General features: G+C 65.6%; 12 protein-coding genes. 8 read left to right on the plus strand and 4 right to left on the minus strand.

What is annotated here, in order from left to right:
* Positions 1 to 24 precede the first annotated feature (24 nt).
* The 6 genes from E8F12_RS22665 to E8F12_RS22690 all read left to right on the plus strand — a co-directional run bounded on the left by E8F12_RS22665 (position 25) and on the right by E8F12_RS22690 (position 5,900).
* Positions 25 to 663 carry a YfgM family protein gene (locus E8F12_RS22665; RefSeq protein ID WP_280327405.1) on the plus strand — a complete coding sequence of 213 codons (639 nt, stop codon included), beginning with the start codon at positions 25 to 27 and terminating at the stop codon, positions 661 to 663.
* Positions 656 to 1,807, plus strand: coding sequence for an outer membrane protein assembly factor BamB (gene bamB / locus E8F12_RS22670; RefSeq protein ID WP_280327406.1), 1,152 nt, complete (start codon positions 656 to 658; stop codon positions 1,805 to 1,807). The genes E8F12_RS22665 and bamB overlap by 8 nt, the downstream gene beginning before the upstream one ends.
* A gap of 79 nt (positions 1,808 to 1,886) precedes the next feature.
* On the plus strand, positions 1,887 to 3,365 hold the full coding sequence (gene der, locus E8F12_RS22675) for a ribosome biogenesis GTPase Der (protein WP_280327407.1): 1,479 nt from the start codon (positions 1,887 to 1,889) through the stop codon (positions 3,363 to 3,365).
* A 223-nt stretch (positions 3,366 to 3,588) separates the two neighbouring features.
* Positions 3,589 to 4,737 (plus strand): pyridoxal phosphate-dependent aminotransferase, encoded by a 1,149-nt coding sequence (locus E8F12_RS22680; protein ID WP_280327409.1) that lies wholly within the window; start codon positions 3,589 to 3,591, stop codon positions 4,735 to 4,737.
* Positions 4,725 to 5,519, plus strand: coding sequence for an amidohydrolase (locus E8F12_RS22685; RefSeq protein WP_280327410.1), 795 nt, complete (start codon positions 4,725 to 4,727; stop codon positions 5,517 to 5,519). The genes E8F12_RS22680 and E8F12_RS22685 overlap by 13 nt, the downstream gene beginning before the upstream one ends.
* A 15-nt stretch (positions 5,520 to 5,534) precedes the next feature.
* Positions 5,535 to 5,900, plus strand: coding sequence for a helix-turn-helix domain-containing protein (locus E8F12_RS22690; RefSeq protein WP_280327411.1), 366 nt, complete (start codon positions 5,535 to 5,537; stop codon positions 5,898 to 5,900).
* A 142-nt stretch (positions 5,901 to 6,042) separates the two neighbouring features.
* On the opposite strand, the gene leuA is transcribed toward E8F12_RS22690, so the two are convergent.
* The 4 genes from leuA to xseA all read right to left on the minus strand — a co-directional run bounded on the left by leuA (position 6,043) and on the right by xseA (position 11,562).
* Positions 6,043 to 7,713 carry a 2-isopropylmalate synthase gene (gene leuA / locus E8F12_RS22695; protein WP_280327412.1) on the minus strand — a complete coding sequence of 557 codons (1,671 nt, stop codon included), beginning with the start codon at positions 7,711 to 7,713 and terminating at the stop codon, positions 6,043 to 6,045.
* A 292-nt stretch (positions 7,714 to 8,005) separates the two neighbouring features.
* Positions 8,006 to 9,259: a mechanosensitive ion channel family protein gene (locus E8F12_RS22700; RefSeq protein WP_280327413.1), complete on the minus strand. Its 1,254-nt coding sequence runs from the start codon at positions 9,257 to 9,259 to the stop codon at positions 8,006 to 8,008.
* Positions 9,260 to 9,358: 99 nt separating this feature from the next.
* A complete protein-coding gene (locus E8F12_RS22705; RefSeq protein WP_280327414.1) occupies positions 9,359 to 10,180 on the minus strand; it encodes a peptidoglycan DD-metalloendopeptidase family protein in 822 nt (273 codons plus the stop codon).
* A gap of 2 nt (positions 10,181 to 10,182) precedes the next feature.
* Positions 10,183 to 11,562 (minus strand): exodeoxyribonuclease VII large subunit, encoded by a 1,380-nt coding sequence (xseA, locus tag E8F12_RS22710; protein ID WP_280327415.1) that lies wholly within the window; start codon positions 11,560 to 11,562, stop codon positions 10,183 to 10,185.
* Between the two features lie 99 nt (positions 11,563 to 11,661).
* Between xseA and E8F12_RS22715 the strand changes: the two genes are divergently transcribed.
* Both E8F12_RS22715 and guaB read left to right on the plus strand, forming a co-directional pair.
* The gene (locus tag E8F12_RS22715) at positions 11,662 to 12,213 is read left to right on the plus strand and encodes a sugar ABC transporter ATPase (RefSeq protein ID WP_280327416.1); all 552 of its coding nucleotides are present in this window, start codon (positions 11,662 to 11,664) and stop codon (positions 12,211 to 12,213) included.
* A gap of 127 nt (positions 12,214 to 12,340) precedes the next feature.
* A complete protein-coding gene (guaB, locus tag E8F12_RS22720) occupies positions 12,341 to 13,810 on the plus strand; it encodes an IMP dehydrogenase (RefSeq protein WP_280327417.1) in 1,470 nt (489 codons plus the stop codon).
* Positions 13,811 to 13,864 lie beyond the last annotated feature (54 nt).

The following is a 13,864-nucleotide window of genomic DNA, read 5'->3' on the forward strand; positions in this document are numbered from 1 at the left end:
AAAGATCAGGAGTACGGGGTAAGCATGCAGACTGAAGAAGAACAGATTGCGCAGTTCAGGGACTGGTGGCAGCGCAACGGTAAACCCATGCTCACGGGTGGCGCACTTGCGCTGGCGGTGGTTTTCGGCTGGCAGGCCTGGCAGAAGTACCAGAACAACCAGTCGCAGGGCGCGTCCATCGTTTACCAGCAACTGCTGGAAACCGCGCTCAACCCCAGCGGCACCCCGGACTCCGCCAAGGTGGCCGAACTGGCCGGCAAGCTGAAGAGCGATTTCGGCGGTAGCCACTACGCCCAATACGGCAGCCTGTTCGTGGCCAAGGTCGCGGTCGAGGCCGGCAAGCTGGATGATGCCGCCGCCGAACTCAAGGCCGTGCTGGACAAGCCCGCCGACGGCACTCTGGGCGAATTGGCCCGCCAGCGCCTGGCCCGTGTCCTCGCCGCCCAGGGCAAGGCCGAAGACGCCCTCAAGCTGCTCGAGGGCGATGCCGACAAGGCCTACCTCGCCAGCCGTGAAGAACTCAAGGGCGACCTGCTGGTCCAGCTGGGGCGTACCGACGATGCGCACGCCGCCTACCAGAAGGCCAAGGCCGCGCTGTCCGAAGACGCCGCTGTGGGCGGCCTGCAGATGAAGCTCGACGATCTGGCAAAAGGGGATGCGTGACGTGATGCGCTGGAAGAATGCCGCAGTGCTGACCCTCGCCGTCCTGGCCGTGGGCTGCAGCAGCAACAGCAAGAAGGAACTGCCGCCGGCCGAGCTACCTGATTTCACTGAAGAGGTGAAACTGGACAAGGGCTGGAGCCGCTCGGTCGGCGACGGCCAGGGCGAGACCTACAATCTGCTGGTGCCCGCCGTCGACGGCGACACCATTTATGCCTCCGACGTCAATGGCGAGGTCATGGCGATCAACCGCTTCAATGGCGACGTGATCTGGGAACAGGACCTCGAACTGCAGGTCTCCGGCGCCGTGGGCGTGGGTTACGGCCTGGTCATGCTGGGTACCCTGAAGGGCGAGATTGTCGCTCTGGATGCCACCAACGGCGAGGAAAAATGGCGTGCCCGCGTCAACGGTGAAGTGCTCGCCCCGCCGGCCAACAATGGCGACGTGGTGGTGGTGCAGACCCAGAACGACACCCTGTTCGGCTTCGACGCCGCCACCGGCAACCAGCGCTGGATCTACGAGAACACTCCGGCCGTGCTGACCCTGCGTGGCACCGGCGCGCCGATCGTGACCAATAACCTGGCCGTGGCCGGCCTTTCCACCGGCAAGGTGCTCGCCCTGGACATCCAGCGCGGCATCCCGGTGTGGGAACAGCGCGTAGCTGTGCCCCAAGGCCGCTCCGAGCTGGACCGTGTAGTGGACATCGACGGCGGCTTGCTGCTGTCCGGCGGCATCGTTTACGTTGCCACCTATCAGGGCCGCGTAGCCGCCCTGGACCTGGAAAGCGGCCGTGTGCTCTGGCAGCGCGAGGCGTCCAGCTACGCCGGTCTGGCGCAGGGCTTCGGCAACGTCTACGTGAGCCTGGCCAATGGCACCGTGGAAGGCGTGGACGAGCGCTCGGCCTCGGCTCTGTGGAGCAACGACGCCCTGGCCCGTCGCCAGCTGTCCGCTCCGGAAGTCTTCTCCAGCTATGTGGCTGTGGGTGACTTCGAGGGTTACCTGCACCTGCTGAGCCAGGTGGATGGCCACTTCGTCGGCCGGGAGAAGATCGACGGCGACGGACTGCGTGCCCGTCCGCTGGTCGTTGGCGAATGGATGTATGCCTATGGCAACGGCGGCAAGCTGGTCGGCCTGACCATCCGCTAAGCTGAAGCCAGATGTTTGGCCGCTGCCGTCGAGACGGCAGCGGCCTTTGTGTTTTTTGAAATAACCAGTGGAGAGCCTCATGGTTCCCGTAATCGCCCTGGTGGGTCGGCCCAACGTCGGCAAGTCCACCCTGTTCAACCGCCTGACCAAGACTCGCAACGCGATAGTCGCGGAATATGCAGGTCTAACCCGTGACCGCCAGTACGGCGAGGCGAAGTGGCAGGGTCGCACCTACATCGTCATCGACACCGGGGGTATCTCCGGCGACGAGGAAGGCATCGATGCGAAAATGGCCGAGCAGTCCCTGCAAGCCATCGAGGAAGCCGATGCGGTGCTGTTCATGGTCGACTCCCGCGCCGGCATGACCGCTGCTGACCAGATGATCGCCGAGCACCTGCGCAAGCGGAACAAGCGCAGCTTCCTGGTGGCGAACAAGGTCGACACCGTCGACCCGGACATCGCCCGTGCCGAGTTCAGCCCCCTGGGCCTGGGCGACGCGCTGCCGATCGCCGCCGCCCACGGCCGTGGCATCAGCCAGATGCTGCAGGAAGCGCTGGGCGTGTTTCCGCGCGACCAGGATGCCGACGAGCTCGAGGCCTCCGAGTCCGAGGAAGTCGCCGAAGGCGCCGAGCCGAGCCGCATCCCCGGCCCGAGCGAGAAGGATGGCATCAAGATCGCCATCATCGGTCGCCCCAACGTCGGCAAGTCCACCCTGGTCAACCGCATGCTCGGTGAAGAGCGGGTAATCGTCTACGACCAAGCCGGCACCACCCGCGACAGCATCTACATCCCCTTCGAGCGCAATGAAGAGAAGTACACCCTGATCGACACCGCCGGCGTGCGCCGCCGCGGCAAGATCTTCGAGGCGGTGGAAAAGTTCTCGGTGGTGAAAACCCTGCAGGCCATCCAGGACGCCAACGTGGTGATCTTCGTGATGGACGCCCGCGAGGGTGTGGTCGAACACGACCTCAACCTGCTTGGCTTCGTGCTGGAAACCGGCCGCGCGCTGGTCATCGCCCTGAACAAGTGGGACGGCATGGAGCCCAGCGAGCGCGACTATGTGAAGACCGAGCTGGAGCGCCGGCTGTTCTTCGTCGACTTCGCCGATATCCACTTCATTTCTGCGCTGCATGGCACTGGCGTCGGCCACCTGTACAAGTCCGTGCAGGAGTCCTTCCGCTCCGCTATCACCCGCTGGCCCACCAGCCGCCTGACGCAGATCCTCGAAGACGCGGTGCAGGAGCACCAGCCGCCACTGGTCAATGGCCGCCGCATCAAGCTGCGCTACGCGCACCTGGGTGGCGCCAACCCGCCGTTGATCGTGATCCACGGCAACCAGGTGGAGTCGGTGCCCAAGTCCTACTCGCGCTACCTGGAGAACACCTACCGGCGCGTGCTCAAGCTCGTTGGCACGCCGATCCGCATCGAGTACAAGGGTGGCGAGAACCCTTACGAGGGCAAGAAGAACACCCTGACCGAGCGCCAGGTGAACAAGAAGCGCCGCCTCATGTCGCACCACAAGAAGGCCGAGAAAAAGCGCCGCGACAAGAAGCGCTGATATCGGCTGGAATGGAGGAGGGCGCCTGCGGGCGCCCTTTTTCGTTCCCAAGGCCTCACTTTGGGCGGAAATCATTCTTTCGTAGGAGCGAGCTCTGCTCGCGAATTGGGCAGGCACAACGTTTCGCGAGCAGAGCTCGCTCCTACAGGGGCATCCCTGTGGTCGCGAAGACCCCCAGGCCTTAAGCTATGCGTCACTTCCCAGTCGCCAGCAGCCTGATGAAATGATCGCCAGCAAGTTGCCCAATGTCGGCACCACCATCTTCACCCGCATGTCCCAGCTCGCCGCGGAAGCCGGCGCCATCAACCTGTCCCAGGGCTTCCCGGACTTCTCGGCGCCTGCCGCCCTCTGCGACGCAGTGGTCCGGCACATCGCCGCCGGGCATAACCAGTACGCCCCGATGACCGGCCTGCCGGCCCTGCGTGAGCAGGTGGCAGCCAAGGTCGCGACTTTCTATGGCCGCGCGGTCAGTGCCGATGCCGAGGTGACCATCACCCCCGGTGCCACCGAGGCGATCTTCTGCGCCATCCAGGCGGTCGTTCGCGCCGGTGATGAGGTGATAGTCCTCGACCCCTGCTACGACAGCTATGAGCCCTCGGTGGAGCTGGCCGGCGGCCGCTGCGTACATGTGCCCCTCGCGTTGCCGGGCTTCTCCATCGACTGGCAGCGCATGCAGGATGCCCTCAGCCCGCGCACCCGCATGGTCATCCTCAACAGCCCGCACAACCCCAGCGGTGCCCTGATCAGTCGCGCCGAACTGGACCAACTGGCCGAGCTGATCCGCGGCCGCGACATCTACCTGGTGTCGGACGAGGTCTACGAGCACCTGGTGTTCGATGGCGTCGGCCACGTCAGTGTGCTGGCCCACGATGAGCTGTATGCCCGCTCCTTCGTGGTCAGTTCCTTCGGCAAGACCTACCACGTCACCGGCTGGAAGACCGGTTACGTCGTGGCGCCGCCGGCACTGTCCGCCGAACTGCGCAAGGTCCACCAGTACGTCAACTTCTGCGGTGTCACGCCGCTGCAGTGGGCGCTGGCCGACTTCATGGCCGCGCACCCCGAGCACCTCGCCGAGCTGCCGGGCTTCTACCAGGCCAAGCGCGACCTGTTCTGCAACCTGCTGGCCGGCTCGCGCTTCAGCTTCACCCGCGCGCCGGGCACCTACTTCCAGCTGGTCGACTACAGCGCCATCCGTGACGACCTGGACGACGTGGCCATGTCCGAATGGCTGACTCGCGAACACGGCGTGGCGGCAATCCCGGTGTCGGTGTTCTATCAGCAGGCGCCCAAGGATCTGCGCCTGGTGCGCTTCTGCTTCGCCAAACGGGAGGAGACGCTGCGTCAGGCAGCGGAAAAACTATGCGCGATCTGACCATGCTGCCCGATCTCGAACTGGCCCTGGTGCAGACCACCCTGGCCTGGCACGACTGCGCCGCCAACCACGCGCACTTCGAAACCCTGCTGGAGCAGGCCAAGGGCGCCGACCTGATCGTCCTGCCGGAAATGTTCACCACCGGTTTCTCCATGGATTCGGCGACGCTCGCCGAGCCCGAGCAGGGCCCGACCCACGCCTGGCTGCGCGAGCAGGCCAGGCGCCTGGATGCGGTGATCACCGGCAGCCTGATAGTTGAAGCCGCCGATGGCAGCCACCGCAACCGCCTGCTCTGGGCGCGCCCGGATGGTGAAGTCTTGCACTACGACAAGCGGCACCTGTTCCGCATGGCGGGCGAGCACAAGCACTACACGCCGGGCGAAACCCAGGCGCTGTTCGAGCTCAAGGGCTGGCGGGTGCGCCCGCTGATCTGCTACGACCTGCGCTTCCCGGTGTGGAGCCGCGACCCCCATGACACCGACCTGCTGCTCTACACCGCCAACTGGCCGGCTGCCCGCCGCCATCACTGGAACCGCCTGCTGCCGGCACGCGCCATCGAGAACCTCTGCTATGTCGCTGCGGTGAACCGGGTGGGCGCGGACGGCAAGGGCCACGGCTACAGCGGCGACAGCCAGGTGCTGGATTTCCAGGGTGAAAGCCTGCTGGATGCCGGCGACGCCGACGGTGTCTTCCGCGTGAGCCTGCCCGCCGCAGCACTGGCCGCCTACCGTGAACGCTTCCCTGCGATGCGCGATGCGGATGGCTTCGACCTGCACCTCTGAGTCCGGGGTAGAACCATGAGCGAACACAAGGCGCTACCGGCCGCGGGCAACCTGCTCGTGGCCGGGGACAAGGTCTACAACACGCCGGTGGAAGTCACCTTGGCGGTGATTGGCGGCAAGTGGAAGTCCTTGCTGGTCTATCACCTGATCCCGCAGGCCCGGCGTTTTTCCGAGCTCAAGCGCCTGGTGCCTGGCATTACCGAGAAGATGCTGACCCAGCAGCTGCGCGAGCTGGAGCGCGACGGCATCGTCTCGCGCACCGTGTTCGCCGAGGTGCCGCCGCGGGTGGAATATCGCCTGACTGAGCACGGCTTCAGTCTCAAGCCGGTGCTCGATTCCATGTGTGCCTGGGGCAAGTGCCACTGGCAGCAGCAGGGATAGCCGGGCTGGTCCGGATGGCGGTGCGCACGGCGCACCCTACCGGCCGGGCTTCTGCGTAGGGTGCGCTGAGCGCACCGGCGTTTCTCCCCCCCATAAACGAAAACCCCGCCGGATGGCGGGGTTTTTCATTGCGGCATCGGTTTCAGGCCGCTTCGGCCTCGGCCTGGCTCAGGGCGCGGTTGAGGGCGCTGAACAGGGCGCGGAAGCTGGCGGTGGTCAGGTTCTCGTCGATGCCGATACCGTGCAGGGCACGGCCGCCGTTGACGCGCAATTCGATGTAGGCGGCGGCCTTGGCGTTGGTACCGGCGCCGATGGCGTGCTCGGAGTAGTCCATGATCTCCACCTTCACCGGCAGGCTGGCTACCAGGGCTTCCAGTGGTCCCTTGCCGATGCCGCGCAGGTGCTGGGTTTCGCCCTTGACCTGCACTTCGATGTCCACGGCGCTGGTGCCGTTCTCTTCCTGCAGGCGATGGCCTTTCAGGGTGAAGGGCGTGGTTGCCTGCAGGTACTCGCTGTCCAGCAGCTGGTAGATCTGCTGGGCGGTCATTTCCAGTCCCAGGCGATCGGTTTCCTTCTGTACCACCTGGCTGAACTCGATCTGCATGCGGCGCGGCAGGCTGACACCGTACTCCTGCTCCAGCAGGAAGGTGATGCCGCCCTTGCCGGACTGGCTGTTGACGCGGATCACCGCTTCGTAGCTGCGGCCGATGTCGGCCGGGTCGATCGGCAGGTAGGGCACCTCCCACAGGGCGTCTTCCTGCTGCTGGGCGAAGCCCTTGCGGATGGCGTCCTGGTGGGAGCCTGAGAAGGCGGTGTGGACCAGGTCCCCGACATAGGGATGGCGCGGATGCACCGGCAGCTGGTTGCACTCCTCGACCACCTTGCGCACGGCGTCGATGTCGGAGAAGTCCAGTTCGGGGTGCAGGCCCTGGGTGTACATGTTCAGCGCCAGGGTCACCAGGTCGACGTTGCCGGTGCGCTCGCCGTTGCCGAACAGGCAGCCTTCGACGCGGTCGGCGCCGGCCATCAGGCCCAGCTCCGTGGCGGCGACGCCGGTGCCACGGTCGTTATGGGTGTGCAGGCTGATGAGCACCGAGTCGCGGCGACTGATATGGCGGCCGAACCACTCGATCTGGTCGGCGTAGACGTTGGGCGTGGCGCACTCAACGGTAGCCGGCAGGTTGAGGATGATCTTGTTGTTCGGGGCCGGTTGCCAGACGTCGATCACCGCGTCGCAGACCTGTACGGCGAATTCCAGCTCGGTGGAGCTGAAGATCTCGGGCGAGTACTGGAAGGTCCACTGGGTTTCCGGCTGCTCGGCGGCCAGTTTCTTGATCAGCCTGGCGGCGTTGGTGGCGATGTCGATCACGCCTTGCTTGTCCTGGTTGAAGACGATGCGGCGGAAGGACGGGGCAGTGGCGTTGTAGACGTGGACGATGGCCTTCTTGGCCCCGCGCAGGGACTCGAAGGTGCGGGTGATCAGGTCGTCGCGGGCCTGGGTCAGCACCTGGATGGTCACGTCATCGGGAATATGGTTGTGCTCGATCAGCTCGCGCACGAAGTTGAAGTCGGTGTCGGAGGCCGACGGGAAAGCCACTTCGATTTCCTTCAGTCCGACCTGGACCAGTGTCTTGAAGAAACGCATCTTCTTCGCAGCGTCCATCGGCTCGATCAGCGACTGGTTGCCGTCGCGCAAGTCGGAGCTGCACCAGATCGGCACTTCGGTGATGGTTTTCGACGGCCAGGTGCGGTCCGGCAGGTCGATGGCGGGGAAGGCGCGGTACTTGCGGGACGGGTCTTTCAGCATGCTCATGGGGCAATCCTTGTTCTGCGGGCCGGTCTGGTGGCGGCCTTGGCGATAATCAAACGGCGTTTCGGCGGAGGTCGGTTTCAGCCACGCAGTCGTGGGCTGACCAGTCGCAGGCAGGCGTGTTGGCGCAGAAGTATGAGGGTGTGTGCGGTTTTCATGGAGCTAACCCTATTCATCGTGAGTGAATATGGCAAGCATCGGCGGGAAAATGGTGAAAAAGAGCGCAAGAATTTGCAATGGGGGAAATTCTTGCGCTTGCTGTTGGGTTTTCTTGATTGGATTGCGCAGTGGACTTCTATTGGGCCTCGTCCTGCATCGGCACGCGCAATTCGCGCATATCCGCGCCGCTGGGATGCTGGAACACGCGCAGGCCGAATTCCGGAAGGATCGCCAGCAGGTGGTCGAAGATATCGGACTGGATGGCCTCGTATGGCGACCAGGCAGTGGTAGCGGTGAAGCAGTAGAGCTCCAGCGGCAGGCCGTTGGCGCTGGGAGCCAGCTGACGTACCAGCAGGGTCATGTCCTTGCGGATCTCGTTGTTCTCCCGCAGGTAGTTCTCCACATAGGCGCGGAAGGTGCCGAGGTTGGTCAACTGGCGAGTGTTGATCGGCAGGCGGCAGGACTCGTCCAGTTGGCTGTTCCAGCTGAGCAGCTCGCTTTCCTTGGCCTTGAGGTAGCTGTCCAGCAGGCGGAAGCGATGCAGCCGGGCGATGTCCTCATCGGCGAGGAAATGCACGCTGTTCTGGTCCAGGTAGAGACAGCGCTTGATCCGCCGCCCGCCGGATTCCTGCATGCCGCGCCAGTTCTTGAACGAATCGGTGATGAAACGCTTGGTAGGGATGGTGGTGATGGTCTTGTCCCAGTTCTGCACCTTGACGGTGTGCAGGGCGATATCGATCACGTCGCCGTCGGCGTTCAGCTGCGGCATCTCCACCCAATCGCCGACACGGATGATGTCGCTGGAAGTGATCTGTACGCTGGCCACCAGCGACAGCAGGGTGTCCTGGAAGATCAGCATCAGCACCGCGGCCATGGCGCCGAGGCCCGAGAGCAGAATCAGCGGCGAGCGGTCGATCAGGCTGGCGATCATGAGGATGGCGGCGATCGCGAAGATGGCGATCTTCAGCACCTGCAGGTAGCCCTTGATGGGTCGCAGGTGGGCGTCTTCGCGGCGCTGGTAGAGGTCGTTGGCGATGGTCAGCGCGGCACTCAGCGCCAGGGCGATGGTGAGGATGATGAAGGCGGCGCAGACGTTGGTCACCACTTCCACCAGGGGGCCCGGCATGTTGGGGACCACCTTCACTCCCCAGGCCAGCACCAGCGCCGGCACGACATTGGCCAGGCGCTTGATCAGGCCGTGGTCCTGGAGCTGGGTGGGGCGGCCGTGGACGATGGCGCCGACGGCATGGAACAGGCCGCGGACCAGGATGCGCCTGACCATCCAGTTGGACAGCCAGGCGAGCAGGATGAGGGCGGCGGAGGCGACAAAGGTGTGCAGCTCATGGTGCTGCCTCAGCCACTCCAGCCATTGGGTGGTTTCGTTCTGCATGGGCTGCTCCCTGTGACTATGCGGTAGGCGGGCGGTGACCCCGGAACCGGCGGACCTTAGCAAATCAGTTGCCGCCGGTCTGTAAGCGCAGGTGTCGGATCAGGGCTTGTAGGCACCGATGAAAATGGCCGGGTCGACCCGCACGTCATTGAGGCTGATGTTCCAGTGCATGTGCGGGCCGGTGGCGCGGCCAGTGGCGCCGACCCGTCCGACCACGCCGCCGCGGGATAACTGCTGGCCGAGTTTCACGTCCACCTTTGACATGTGGCAGAACATGCTGATCAAGCCCTGGCCGTGGTCGACGAAGACTGTCTTGCCATTGAAGAAGTAGTTGCCGATGAGGACCACCTTGCCTGCCGCCGGGGCCTTGATCGGTGTGCCGGCGCCCACGGCGAAGTCCAGGCCGGAGTGTGGGTTGCGCTCTTCGCCATTGAAGAAGCGGCGCAGGCCGAAGGGGCTGGAGAGCGGCCCGTTCACCGGCTTGTCGAACAGCAGGTTGCTCGGCGTGCCGGGGCTGAAGTTACGGTAGGCGCGGGTCTGTTCGGCCAACTCGCGGTCGATGCGCTTGAGGTCTTCCGGCAGCGGGTTCACCTGGCGGGTATTGGCCAGCTTGATGTGCTGCTCGCGGTAGGTGCGCGGGCCCACGTTGAAGGCCAGCTTGCGTCCATCGCTCACTTCGATCTGCTGCCGACCCAACTGGGTGCCCAGCGGGATGCCGACTATGGCGATCCAGTCGCGGCCTTCTTCCTTCACCACCAGCACCGGCTTGCCTTGGTAGCGGGCGGTGGGCGCCTGCGCCCCGCTGCCCAGCTGGACCACGGCCACGCCGCCGGGGACCGGCTTGTTCAGGAGCCGGCTGATGAAGCCGTCGGCGTGGGCGGGGAGGGCGAGGCAGAGGAGGAGGGCGGCAAACAGGCGCATGGTCAGTCCAGCAGGGAGAGGTTCACGGGGGTGAGATGATTGTCTTCGACGCGCACGTCCAGTTCGCCTTCACCCAGGCGGGCCTTGAGGCGCTGGCCGGGGCGGGTCTGGCTGGCAGCGCGGATGGCCTGGCCACGTTCGTCGAGGAGGATGCTGTAGCCACGGCCGAGGGTGGCCAGCGGACTGACCACGTGCAGGGTCTGGGCCAGGGCGTCCAGGCGCCGGCGGCGGTCCTTGAGGGCCTCGCGGGTGGCGCGGGGCAGGCGCGCGGCCAGGCTGTCGAGCTTCTGCCGCAGCAGGGCCAGGGTTCGCCCCGGGTGCTGCGCGGCCAGGCGGGTGTCCAGACGCGCCAGGCGCTCGTGGCGAATCTGCAACTGGCGCTCGAAGGCGCGGCGCAGGCGCATGTCGAGGTCGTCCAGGCGTTGGGCCTGCTGGCGCAGGCGCTCGCCCGGGTGGCGCAGGCGCCGGAACAGGCCATCCAGTCGCAGGTGCTCACGGGTCAGGCGCTCCTGCAGGCGCAGGATCAGGCGGCGGTGCAGGCTGTCGAGACGCAACTGCAGGTCGCCGGCGTCCGGCGCCAGCAATTCGGCGGCCGCCGAGGGCGTCGGGGCGCGCACATCGGCGACGAAGTCACTGATGGAGACATCCGTCTCGTGGCCCACGGCGCTGACGATGGGGGTGCGGCAGGCGGCCACGGCACGGGCCACGGTCTCCTCGTTGAAGCACCAGAGATCTTCCAGCGAGCCTCCACCACGGGCCAGGATCAGGGCGTCGAAGCCCTGGGCGTCGGCCAGGGCCAGGGCGCGGACGATCTGCGCGGTGGCCTCGCGCCCTTGCACGGCGGTGGGGACCAGGGTCAGCCGCACCTGCGGTGCTCGACGGCGGAACACGCTGATGATGTCGCGGATCACCGCCCCGGTGGGCGAACTGATGATGCCGATGTGCTGCGGGTGGGCCGGCAGCGGGCGCTTGCGGTCGGTGGCGAACAGGCCTTCGGCGGCGAGCTTTTCCTTCAGGGCTTCGAAGGCCAGGCGCAGGGCGCCGTCGCCGGCCGGTTCCACCGCATCGGCGATCAGTTGGTAGTCGCCGCGACCCTCGAACAACGAGACCTTGCCGCGCACCCGCACCGCCAGGCCATCGCGCAGGGCTTGGCGCACGCGCTGGGCGTTCTGCCGGAACAGCGCGCAGCGCACCTGGGCCTGGGCGTCCTTGAGGGTGAAATACAGGTGGCCGGAAGCGGGGCGGGCGAGGTTGGAAATCTCGCCCTCCACCCAGACCTGCGGGAACACGTCCTCCAGCAAGTGGCGGGCGCGCTGGTTGAGTTGGCTGACGGTCAGCACCTCGCGGTCGAGGCCGAGCCGTTGGAAGGGATCGTTGATCATGGGCGGGGATGATAATGGCTTTGGCATCTTGCGCCATAGTTGACGGTAGTGGGCCGGCGGTTAAGCTGCGCGCCCTTCCCATTGCCGCAGGAGCCTGAGATGGAGCAGAGCCAGCTGATAATAGTGCCGCAGATATCCAGCGTGCCCGGGCACCAGGCCCTGGCCGGGCGCATGTTGCGCTGGCTGGCCCAGCGCGAGGTGGTCGAGGCGCTGCCGAGCACCTGCGGCCTGCGCGGCAATCGCATGGCCTACGCCATTGCCGCGGGGGCGCGGCAGGTGGTGGAGCAGCCGCAGCTGTTGCCCTTCGGCCAGCCGGTGAACGGGCTGGAGCTGGTGGACAAGCGCTGCATCTATACACCCACGCGTGGGTTCCTCAATGAAGCGGGCTGCCCGAAATGCCGCCAGGAAGTGGGCGAGCCGCTGTTCGACAGCCTGGAAGACTGGTGGCCGGGCCACACGGACAACTTCACCTGCCCGGAATGCGGCTTCGAAGATGACATCAACGGCTTCCTGTTCCTGCAACCCTGCGGATTCTCCAACCTGGGATTCATTTTCAATGGCTGGGGCGAAACGGCCTTCACACCGGCCTTTCTCGACGTATTTGCCGAGCGGCTGGGCTTCGCCGTACGTCAGGTGCGGGTGGATGGCTGACGACCGTTGATCGGTTCGAGAGGCTTTTTCGCGGGATTGGCCTTGCAACTCATCGGCCGCGTTGAGCGAAGGCCGTGGCCTCGTTATAATGGCGCGCTTCCAATTTTCCCGCCTGGGAGCCCCCGCCATGCTGCGCATCAGCCAAGAAGCCCTGACCTTCGACGACGTTCTCCTGATCCCGGGTTATTCCGAGATTCTGCCGAAGGATGTCAGCCTCAAGACCCGCCTGACCCGCGGCATCGAATTGAACATCCCGCTGGTGTCCGCCGCGATGGATACCGTGACCGAAGCCCGCTTGGCCATTGCCATGGCCCAGGAAGGCGGGATCGGCATCATCCACAAGAACATGACCATCGAGCAGCAGGCTGCCGAGGTGCGCAAGGTCAAGCGTCACGAGACCGCCATCGTCCGTGACCCGGTGACCGTCACCCCCTCCACCAAGATCATCGAGCTGCTGCAGATCGCCCGCGAGTACGGCTTCTCCGGCTTCCCGGTGGTGGACGAGGGCGAACTGGTGGGCATAGTCACCGGCCGCGACCTGCGCTTCAAGCCGAACGTCGGTGACACAGTCGCCGCGATCATGACTCCGAAGGACAAGCTGGTCACCGCCCGCGAAGGCACCCCGCTGGAAGATATGAAGGTCAAGCTCTACGAAAACCGCATCGAGAAGATGCTGGTGGTCGACGAGAACTTCTACCTGCGCGGCCTGGTGACCTTCCGTGATATCGAGAAGGCGAAGACCTATCCGCTGGCCTCCAAGGATGACCAGGGCCGCCTGCGCGTAGGCGCGGCGGTGGGCACCGGCGCCGATACCGGCGAACGTGTTGCCGCACTGGTCGCCGCTGGCGTCGACGTGGTGGTGGTGGATACCGCCCACGGCCACTCCAGGGGCGTGATCGAGCGCGTGCGCTGGGTCAAGGACACCTTCCCCCATGTACAGGTGATCGGCGGCAACATCGCCACTGGCGAAGCCGCCAAGGCCCTGGCCGAAGCCGGCGCCGACGCGGTCAAGGTCGGCATCGGCCCGGGCTCCATCTGCACCACCCGTATCGTCGCCGGTGTCGGCGTACCGCAGATCTCCGCCATCGCCAACGTCGCCGCCGCACTGGCCGGTTCCGGCATCCCGCTGATCGCCGACGGTGGCATCCGCTTCTCCGGCGACCTGTCCAAGGCCATCGTGGCCGGTGCTTCCTGCGTGATGATGGGCTCCATGTTCGCCGGCACCGAAGAGGCGCCGGGCGAGGTCGAGCTGTTCCAGGGCCGTTCCTACAAGGCCTATCGCGGCATGGGCTCGCTGGGCGCCATGTCCCAGTCCCAGGGTTCGTCCGACCGCTACTTCCAGGACTCCGCGGCCGGCGCCGAGAAGCTGGTTCCGGAAGGCATCGAGGGCCGCGTTCCCTACAAGGGCACCCTGGCCGCCATCGTCCACCAGCTGATGGGTGGCCTGCGCGCCTCCATGGGCTACACCGGTTGCTCCACCGTCGAAGAGATGCGCACCAAGCCGCAGTTCGTTCGCATCACCGGCGCCGGCATGGCCGAGTCCCACGTCCATGACGTGCAGATCACCAAGGAAGCCCCGAACTACCGGGTTGGCTGAGCCAGCCCCGTTCCCGGCACCACGCGGCAGGCTTCAAGCTTGCCGCATTGGTTT

Origin of the sequence: Pseudomonas sp. BN102 (genome assembly GCF_029871245.1) — a bacterium.
Lineage (GTDB): Bacteria > Pseudomonadota > Gammaproteobacteria > Pseudomonadales > Pseudomonadaceae > Metapseudomonas.

Excerpts from the sequence above, each read along its gene's own strand:
- E8F12_RS22665 (WP_280327405.1), top strand. The coding sequence starts at position 25 with ATGCAGACTGAAGAAGAACAGATTGCGCAGTTCAGGGACTGGTGGCAG.
- bamB (WP_280327406.1), top strand. The coding sequence starts at position 656 with ATGCGTGACGTGATGCGCTGGAAGAATGCCGCAGTGCTGACCCTCGCC.
- der (WP_280327407.1), top strand. The coding sequence starts at position 1,887 with ATGGTTCCCGTAATCGCCCTGGTGGGTCGGCCCAACGTCGGCAAGTCC.
- E8F12_RS22680 (WP_280327409.1), top strand. The coding sequence starts at position 3,589 with ATGATCGCCAGCAAGTTGCCCAATGTCGGCACCACCATCTTCACCCGC.
- E8F12_RS22685 (WP_280327410.1), top strand. The coding sequence starts at position 4,725 with ATGCGCGATCTGACCATGCTGCCCGATCTCGAACTGGCCCTGGTGCAG.
- E8F12_RS22690 (WP_280327411.1), top strand. The coding sequence starts at position 5,535 with ATGAGCGAACACAAGGCGCTACCGGCCGCGGGCAACCTGCTCGTGGCC.
- leuA (WP_280327412.1), bottom strand. The coding sequence starts at position 7,713 with ATGAGCATGCTGAAAGACCCGTCCCGCAAGTACCGCGCCTTCCCCGCC.
- E8F12_RS22700 (WP_280327413.1), bottom strand. The coding sequence starts at position 9,259 with ATGCAGAACGAAACCACCCAATGGCTGGAGTGGCTGAGGCAGCACCAT.
- E8F12_RS22705 (WP_280327414.1), bottom strand. The coding sequence starts at position 10,180 with ATGCGCCTGTTTGCCGCCCTCCTCCTCTGCCTCGCCCTCCCCGCCCAC.
- xseA (WP_280327415.1), bottom strand. The coding sequence starts at position 11,562 with ATGATCAACGATCCCTTCCAACGGCTCGGCCTCGACCGCGAGGTGCTG.
- E8F12_RS22715 (WP_280327416.1), top strand. The coding sequence starts at position 11,662 with ATGGAGCAGAGCCAGCTGATAATAGTGCCGCAGATATCCAGCGTGCCC.
- guaB (WP_280327417.1), top strand. The coding sequence starts at position 12,341 with ATGCTGCGCATCAGCCAAGAAGCCCTGACCTTCGACGACGTTCTCCTG.